7 protein-coding genes are annotated in these 7,290 nt (G+C 35.9%); 5 read left to right on the plus strand and 2 right to left on the minus strand.

Going from position 1 to position 7,290, the window contains the following annotated elements; all coding sequences use genetic code 11:
* Nucleotides 1–153 precede the first annotated feature (153 nt).
* On the plus strand, nucleotides 154–723 hold the full coding sequence (locus RM553_RS18085) for a hypothetical protein (protein ID WP_311536370.1): 570 nt from the start codon (nucleotides 154–156) through the stop codon (nucleotides 721–723).
* Here RM553_RS18085 and RM553_RS18090 read toward each other — a convergent pair.
* Together RM553_RS18090 and RM553_RS18095 are read right to left on the minus strand one after the other, a co-directional pair.
* Entirely contained in the window at nucleotides 720–1,928 is a 1,209-nt protein-coding gene (locus RM553_RS18090) for a GAF domain-containing sensor histidine kinase (RefSeq protein ID WP_311536371.1), read from the minus strand. The genes RM553_RS18085 and RM553_RS18090 overlap by 4 nt on opposite strands.
* 146 nt (nucleotides 1,929–2,074) lie before the next feature.
* Nucleotides 2,075–2,629, minus strand: a complete 555-nt coding sequence (locus tag RM553_RS18095) for a glutathione peroxidase (RefSeq protein WP_432271475.1) — start codon at nucleotides 2,627–2,629, stop codon at nucleotides 2,075–2,077.
* A gap of 420 nt (nucleotides 2,630–3,049) precedes the next feature.
* On the opposite strand from RM553_RS18095, the gene RM553_RS18100 reads away from it, so the two are divergent.
* From RM553_RS18100 to RM553_RS18115, 4 genes are all read left to right on the plus strand, one after another.
* Nucleotides 3,050–4,567 carry an FAD/NAD(P)-binding protein gene (locus RM553_RS18100; protein WP_311536372.1) on the plus strand — a complete coding sequence of 506 codons (1,518 nt, stop codon included), beginning with the start codon at nucleotides 3,050–3,052 and terminating at the stop codon, nucleotides 4,565–4,567.
* Between the two features lie 121 nt (nucleotides 4,568–4,688).
* A complete protein-coding gene (locus RM553_RS18105; RefSeq protein WP_311536373.1) occupies nucleotides 4,689–5,462 on the plus strand; it encodes an AEC family transporter in 774 nt (257 codons plus the stop codon).
* A gap of 620 nt (nucleotides 5,463–6,082) precedes the next feature.
* The gene (locus tag RM553_RS18110) at nucleotides 6,083–7,000 is read left to right on the plus strand and encodes a phage integrase SAM-like domain-containing protein (protein ID WP_311536374.1); all 918 of its coding nucleotides are present in this window, start codon (nucleotides 6,083–6,085) and stop codon (nucleotides 6,998–7,000) included.
* On the plus strand, nucleotides 7,001–7,290 hold a 290-nt coding region (locus RM553_RS18115; RefSeq protein WP_311536375.1), incomplete at its 3' end, for a tyrosine-type recombinase/integrase.

Genomic DNA, 7,290 nt, shown 5'->3' on the forward strand with positions numbered 1-7,290 from the left:
TGAAATTAAGCATAGTGCTGTCCACCACAAATCTTCAGCTTGAAATTAGGATATTTTTAACCTGCTGAAGACATTTCGCAGCTTTTCTTGAGATTATCTTAAAAAAAATCTTTTTGCTTTTTCTTATATTGAAAGAAATAAAAAAAATGACTTATGAAACGCACTGTAATAGCCATAATGTTTATGATAATTTCGCCTGGAATTAAAGCTCAAATCACTAATACTGCCGATAGCTTTAAAGTTACTCCTGAGGGCTTTACACAATCGGTAATTAGGGAATATCCCGAAAAATCAGATGATGAGTTGTTTCAGTCGGTGATCATGTGGGCAAAATTTACTATCGATAATTATGAAGAAGCAATTACCCGCAATATCGCAAATCAATACCTGGAATTCCGCATGTTCGTCCCCCAGGGGATTGCTTTAAAAGACAATGGGGAAGTTTACCAATGGGATGTAATGATGGATGTTGCTTTCAGGTTTAAAGACGGGAAAATAAGGTACGATATTGGATTAGTTGAAGTAAGCAGCCCAGAAGCTCCTGCTTTTGCTTTTGTGGCCCCTCCGGAACAATGGTCTTTTTTTGACAGCGATGGTAAAACACGGGAATTTAACCAGAAAAGCCAGGAACAAATCAATACTATCGCAAATAACATAATCAGGTCTGTTTCAGCTTATGTTAACCGTGACGCGAAAATTCCTGATGATGCAACCACAGATTAATTGCTGGGCATGTAAAACGTAAAGGAGGTTTTCTCTCTATTGGAAGCGACTTTCAATTCGCCATCATGCGCCTTGGCAATTTCTGAAGAAATATAGAGGCCGAGGCCAAGCCCCTGGTGCCCTTCCCGTATATCTGCCCGGTAGAAAGGTTGGAATAAATGTTTCATAACTTCTTCGGGTATCTGTTCTGCGGCATTAGTTACGGAGAGCTCAAATTCACCATTTTCGCATATCGCCTTTACTTCTATAGGTTTGTCTTTACTGCCATGCGTAACTGCATTCCCAAGCAAATTAGAAAATAACTGGGCCACCCTGGATTCATCACATTCTACCGCCTTTTCCAGTTTAAAAGTTGTATTAATATGAGCATCGGGAGCCATTGCCCTTATTTCTTTTAAAACCTGCTCGAGAACGTTTTTTAGCGATTCTTTATCCTTCTTCTTCTGTAGTTTAATCCCATCGCCCAAATGTCCTCTTGCGAAATCCAACAGATTTTCTATAAGTGCCTCCATTCTGTAACTGGTGGATTTTATAGTGCCGGCGTATTGCTTTGCCTTTTCTTCTTTAGCTATAAGAAGGAGCATATCTGAACACATTCTTATAGTACCTAATGGGTTTTTAAGATCGTGCCCAAGTATAGCGATGAATTTCTCGCGTACTTCCGCGATTTCCTTTTGTAAAGACAATTCCGCAGAAGTTATTTTTAGTTCTTCCAGTGTGTTTAAATGAAAAGCAATGAGATCGGCAAACAATTTGAACATTTCCACAATCTCCGGAGAACTAACCTTTGCGGGGTTTAGGTCCAGTGCGCACAAGGTTCCAAAGAAGCTATTGTCTTTGCGGTGAATTGGTACAGATATATAACTCTGGAAGCCATACATAGCCGGGATGGGATGGGATCTATAACGGTCATCCTCAGCTACATGGTCAATAATAATGGCTTCATTGTTTTGCCTTACCTGGTCGCAAAAAGTAGTTTCAATTTTAAGCTCATCTCCAGGTTTAAGGCCAAAGGAAACTTCATCCTTGGTTGTGCATGTAACCCAACGGTCTTCTGTTACCCGTGCAATGGCTGCAAATCCCATGCCTGTGGTACTGCAAATTACGTCCAGTAATGAGGTGATTATAGGTATTTGATTTATATTTTCAACATCCTTAAGAAGATCATCTTGAGTGCTGGAATCATAATTTTTGTTGGGAGACATAACTATAATGCTATCTGTATTTTCTAAAGTAATAAAAAAAGCAATTTACAAAATTTCTAACTTTCCATTCATAACAGGAAATTTCACACCTATCTTTAATTTTGGGTGAAATCTTAGTACGGGAAAAAAGGAATAAAAGGGAATATTTATTTTTCTATCCAATCTATTATTTTTTTATCTGTAGGTAAGGTTTTTGAATCTACCACCTGTACCAGTCGCCCCTGCGCATCGATTAGATATTTTTGAAAATTCCATTGAACTTCAGAATCCTTATAATTACTTTTAGATTTTTCAGTTAGAAAACGATAAAGTGGATGCATATCTGCTCCTTTAACAGATATTTTGCTCATCATGGGAAAATCCACTCCATAATTTGCCTGGCAAAATTCCGCGATTTCTTCGTTGCTTCCAGGTTCCTGGCTGGCAAAATTATTAGCAGGAAAACCAATAATTACAAAATCCTGCTCCTTAAACAAGCTATAAAGTTCCTGTAATTGCTTGTATTGCGGAGTATAACCACATTTACTGGCTGTATTTACAATCATTACTTTTTTACCTTTAAGTGTGCTTAGATCAAAATCTTTTCCCTGAATGTCTTTAACTTCAAACTGGTAAATAGTATTATCCATATTTTTATTAGTTTGTTGTGCCTGTAGAATAGTGCTAAATCCCAGCAGGAAAAATATAAGTATCTTTTTCATTGTGAAATTTTAAAGCTAAAGTAGTTAATTAGGTTAAGAAAATGCCACTAATTTTGCAGCTCTGTTTTGCTTTAAAATTGATGCCTTTGTAATTCACCCGATATACTTGTGATTAGATTTCTATTACACTATTCCTGGCCAGCTGGCTTTGCAGGCCAATAAAGCTGTCTTCATAAATTTTCATGGAAAGACTGATCCTGTGGCCATAGATAAAGAAAACTTCCAGGTCTTAATTAACAAACCCAGGGTCTCCAGGATTTGTGAAAAAGAAGATCAGGTATGCATAAATTTTTCGCTTTATAGGAGTCGATTTGGAAAATCTTAACGACCATTTTCTATTAAATAAACCCTAAAGTTTCATTTTTTTCTTTTCTATTCTTTACATTATTAAAAACTAATAATCTTTAATGGATTAATTGAATGAAGAAAATTGTTATTATTGGTGGCGGGGCCTGTGGCAGTGCTGCTTTTATAGAATTAATAGTGCAAATTTGCAGTCTTGGACTTCAGAAAAACTTGAGTGTTACGCTTATAGAGCGCCGTAATAAAATTGGCTACGGTCTTGCCTTCGGAACAAAACAAAAATCCCATCTTCTTAATACACAGGCTAAACTGATGGGGATTTATGCCAATGAACCAGCACATTTTGAAGAATGGCTTAAAATGAAAGATGGCGATAAAGATGAGGTTAAAACAGGAGATGACCTTTCTTCAGCATATACGAGCCGCCTGCTGTATGGGCACTATGTTTCGGAACAACTTGGTAATTATCTTCAGAAAGCTAAAGAAAAGAAGGTAACAACAGAAGTTATTAATGATGAGGCTCTTGATATAACCCGGCAGGAAAACCAGAAATATATCATACGGTTGAAATCTTCGAATACCGTTACGGCTGATTATGTGTTGCTGGCTCCCGGTACGCCCAAGCCAAATAAATTTAGCGAGCTACGCAAATACACCTCATATATAGATTTTCCCTGGCCTTCAGACAGAATAAAAAAAGGAATAAACAAAACAGATAAGGTAGGTATCCTGGGCAGTAGCCTTAGCGCAGTAGATACTGTGATGACACTTGTAGATAATGGGCATGAAGGAGAAATTAAACTGTTTTCCCCTATTGGAATATTACCACGCGTACAACCTTCAAAAAATAAAAGCTTCAACAGGAAATACCTCACACCTGAAAATGTTCATAAAATTACCAGGACAAAAATGCGGCATCCACGGGTTAAGGAGCTTTTCAGGTTATATATAAGAGATGTTGAAGAAGCCGAAGGAGAAAAAATGGATTGGAAGAAACTGGACAGAACCGCTGGTCCTGTAAAAGAATTTTTAGAGTATGACATTGCTGCTGCTGAAGATGGCGGGGACTCTCTTTTAAATATGACCTATTCCCTACGCTATGATGCTTCTACTTTTTGGGGCTGGTTATCTCTTGATCAAAAGCAATTATTTAAAAAATGGCTGGGTAGCCACTGGTCTGCAAACCGGCATGCTATGCCCCTGCATAATGCCAAAAAATTACTGTCTTTATTGGAAAGCGGGCAATTAAAGGTAATTCCGCAGAACAGGAATATAAAATATGACGAAGAAGAACAGGTTTTTAAAATCCAAACTGCCAAAGGCGAGGTTGCTCAGGTGAAAAATCTAATAAATGCTACGGGAACTTCATCCAGCCTTAGAGGGATGGATAATGATCTTGTTCATGCACTTGCAGATAAAGGGTATTTAAAGCCATATCCCGCCGGGGGAGCAGTTATTAACCCACACAGCATGCAGGTTATTTCGAAAGAGGCTGGAAACAATCTTTATGCTGTTGGCCATCTGGCGAACGGAATTTTACTGGATGTTGATGCTATGTGGTTTAATGTCAGGACCATTAGTAGGTTAGTAAATGAAATAATTTTTAAAGTAAAGGAGAATGGAGATATTTCTTAAACTGTATTCCAGTTTGCTGCCTTATTTATTATGTATTCCTCTGGGATATTTTTTAAAACGGAAAAACCTCATTCCAAAAAAATATCTTCACAAGCCATTACTGTTTGTTCTGATACCTTTAATGATATTAGAACATGTTTTGGAGGCAAGTACGTCCAATCTCCTTATTTTATCTATCCTGTCATTTTGCCTAGCCCTGCTCATGATATTTCCGGCGATATGGGTTTCCAAGAGATATGATGGGCTTGATGCTCCCTTGCTAAAAAGCAGTTTTTCTTTCTTTAATGTAGCCTTTTTTGGAATTCCCACTGTTAAGGCACTTTTTGGCCAGGAAGCAGTAACTACTTTAATTTGTATTTATGCCGGCACCGCCCTGTATGGTGATACCATTGGTTATATACTTGTCGCAAAATCAAAATTTGGCACAAAAAAATCAATAAAAGAAGCTTTTAAGATACCTCTTATTTATGCCTTTTTAGTGGCCATAGCTCTCAAAATTTTCAAATTCGAAATCCCTGAAGCTGTCACACCAGTTTTTGATGTACTTGGAATAATAGTCTCGGCTGCAGGAATGACTGTTATTGGGATGAATATTACCAGCATTAATTTTAAAGGTTTAAATATTTCTTATTACTCAAAAGTACTGGGCACAAGAACAATAAGTGCGGTTCTTATCACAGCAGTCCTTTTAGGGCTGGAATATTACTTTATAAACGGCCTTGGAGCTGAAGAACGAAAGGTACTTGTTCTTATTCCACTGTTTCCAATTGCAGCAAGTCTCACGGTTTTTGCATCGCTCCTGGAATCTGAAGAGAAAGATTCAGCCCTGCTAATCACATTATCTATTTTGATATCGCTTGTTTTAGTTCCTTTGGCGGCTCTTTTTATTCAGTAAAATTTAGTCTTAATAATCAGCTATTCTTTACCAGATTCTTACTGTAATTTTAGATGGGACAGTAGGTTGAGTTATAAAACTGTTGGTTGTTTTCTTTACACAGATGAATTGAAAGTAGTATTTAAAATTCAAACCAAATACTCCATTGGATGTACCTTTTTTAGTGGGCATACTTTCTATGGATTGGAAAGTTTTATTTTTTTTCAGGCAGTTGATTCCTGTCTTTGGGTGTTATAGCCCTGCTATCTTTAAAAAAGCTTTTTCTACGAGAAAATGAAAAGAAATTGGCAGATTTAATAATACCATCAATAGCTGCAAGTAAATCTTTTGTAGGCAAATAAATGCACTTTCCGAATTCTGTACTTATTCTGTACTAGGAGAAAAAACAAAAGGCTTCCAGTTTCCTGAAAGCCTTTATTTTTCCTGTAGCGAGACCGTGATTTGAACTCGGGACCTCCGGGTTATGAATTAATATCATTATCAATCAAAAAACTACTAACTAACTGAAAAGTAATTGATTAACATGGGCTTAAATAATGTTAAATATTAAAAAATAGCAAATGATATCAAAAAATGTTTTACCTATGTTGTACCTTGAAGTGATCTTTAAATGAAATGTGATGGCTATAATTAAACCTATATTAAGAAAAAAATCCAATAAGCATAATCAATTTCCTATTGCAATCAGGATTACTAAAAACAGGAAATCAAGTTACATTTTCATTGATCAATACATTGAGGAGAAATATTGGGATTCAAAAAATCAACGGGTAAAACAATCTCATCCAAATTCCACAAGATTAAACTATCTAATCATTACAAAGATGGCCAATTGTAATGAGAAATTACTTGAAATAGAGTATTCAAAAAATCCCAAGTCATTAAAAAAAATTAAAGAAACAATTGTATCTAAGCATAGAATGGACTTTGGATCAGTTGCAGATATATATTTAAACAACATAATATCACGAAAAAAATTGAATCAATACATCACGGACAAAAATAGAATAGAACAATTCAAGATTTTTTGCTCGAACTCAGATTTAGAATTCCATGAAATAGATTGTAGCCTTCTTCAAAAATTTGAAAATTTTCTTCTCTATGAGAAAAAGCGATCAAAACGAACAGTGGCTAACTATATGATATGTCTAAGAACCATTTACAATCTTGCCATTTCAAAAAATTACGCCGACAGAAATCATTATCCATTTGGTAAAGGAAAATATCAAATCAGAATTCCGGAGTCACAGAAGATTGGACTTTCAATTAAAGAAGTTAAACAATTAGAGGGTATACAAGGTTTAACTCAAGCCCAACAGCATGCGCTTAACGTTTGGCTTTTAAGTTTCTATTTCGCAGGCATAAGGATTACGGATGTAATTCAATTAAAGTGGTCAGATTTTGTTGATGATCGACTGAATTACAGGATGAATAAAAATAAGAAACTTGTTTCGATGAAGGTCCCGGTAAAAGCTCAACAATTGTTGACTTTATATGAGATAAATAAAAAGAAAGATGAAGATCTTGTATTTCCATAATTGTGGGGAATAGACCTTAGTGATGAAATTAGGGTTAGGACAAGAGTAAAAACCGTTACCAGGAATTTTAATAAGCACCTCCATAATATCGCCTCACTAATTGGTTTGAAGAAGAATTTAAGTATGCACATGTCAAGACATACCTTTGGTAATATTTCAGGAGATAAAATTCCAATTCAAATGTTACAAAAGCTTTATAGGCACTCTTCCATAACTACTACAATGAGATATCAAGCTAATTTTATAAGTAAAGAGGCAGATGAAGCTCTGGATAAAGTCATTGATTTCGA

This window comes from Autumnicola tepida (assembly GCF_031846485.1).
Classification (GTDB): domain Bacteria; phylum Bacteroidota; class Bacteroidia; order Flavobacteriales; family Flavobacteriaceae; genus Autumnicola; species Autumnicola tepida.

What these genes read in the sequence shown, in the direction of transcription:
- RM553_RS18100 (WP_311536372.1), top strand. Translation starts at nt 3,050, where the DNA reads ATGAAGAAAATTGTTATTATTGGTGGCGGGGCCTGTGGCAGTGCTGCT.
- RM553_RS18110 (WP_311536374.1), top strand. Translation starts at nt 6,083, where the DNA reads ATGGCTATAATTAAACCTATATTAAGAAAAAAATCCAATAAGCATAAT.
- RM553_RS18105 (WP_311536373.1), top strand. Translation starts at nt 4,689, where the DNA reads ATGATATTAGAACATGTTTTGGAGGCAAGTACGTCCAATCTCCTTATT.
- RM553_RS18090 (WP_311536371.1), bottom strand. Translation starts at nt 1,928, where the DNA reads ATGTCTCCCAACAAAAATTATGATTCCAGCACTCAAGATGATCTTCTT.
- RM553_RS18095 (WP_432271475.1), bottom strand. Translation starts at nt 2,629, where the DNA reads ATGAAAAAGATACTTATATTTTTCCTGCTGGGATTTAGCACTATTCTA.
- RM553_RS18085 (WP_311536370.1), top strand. Translation starts at nt 154, where the DNA reads ATGAAACGCACTGTAATAGCCATAATGTTTATGATAATTTCGCCTGGA.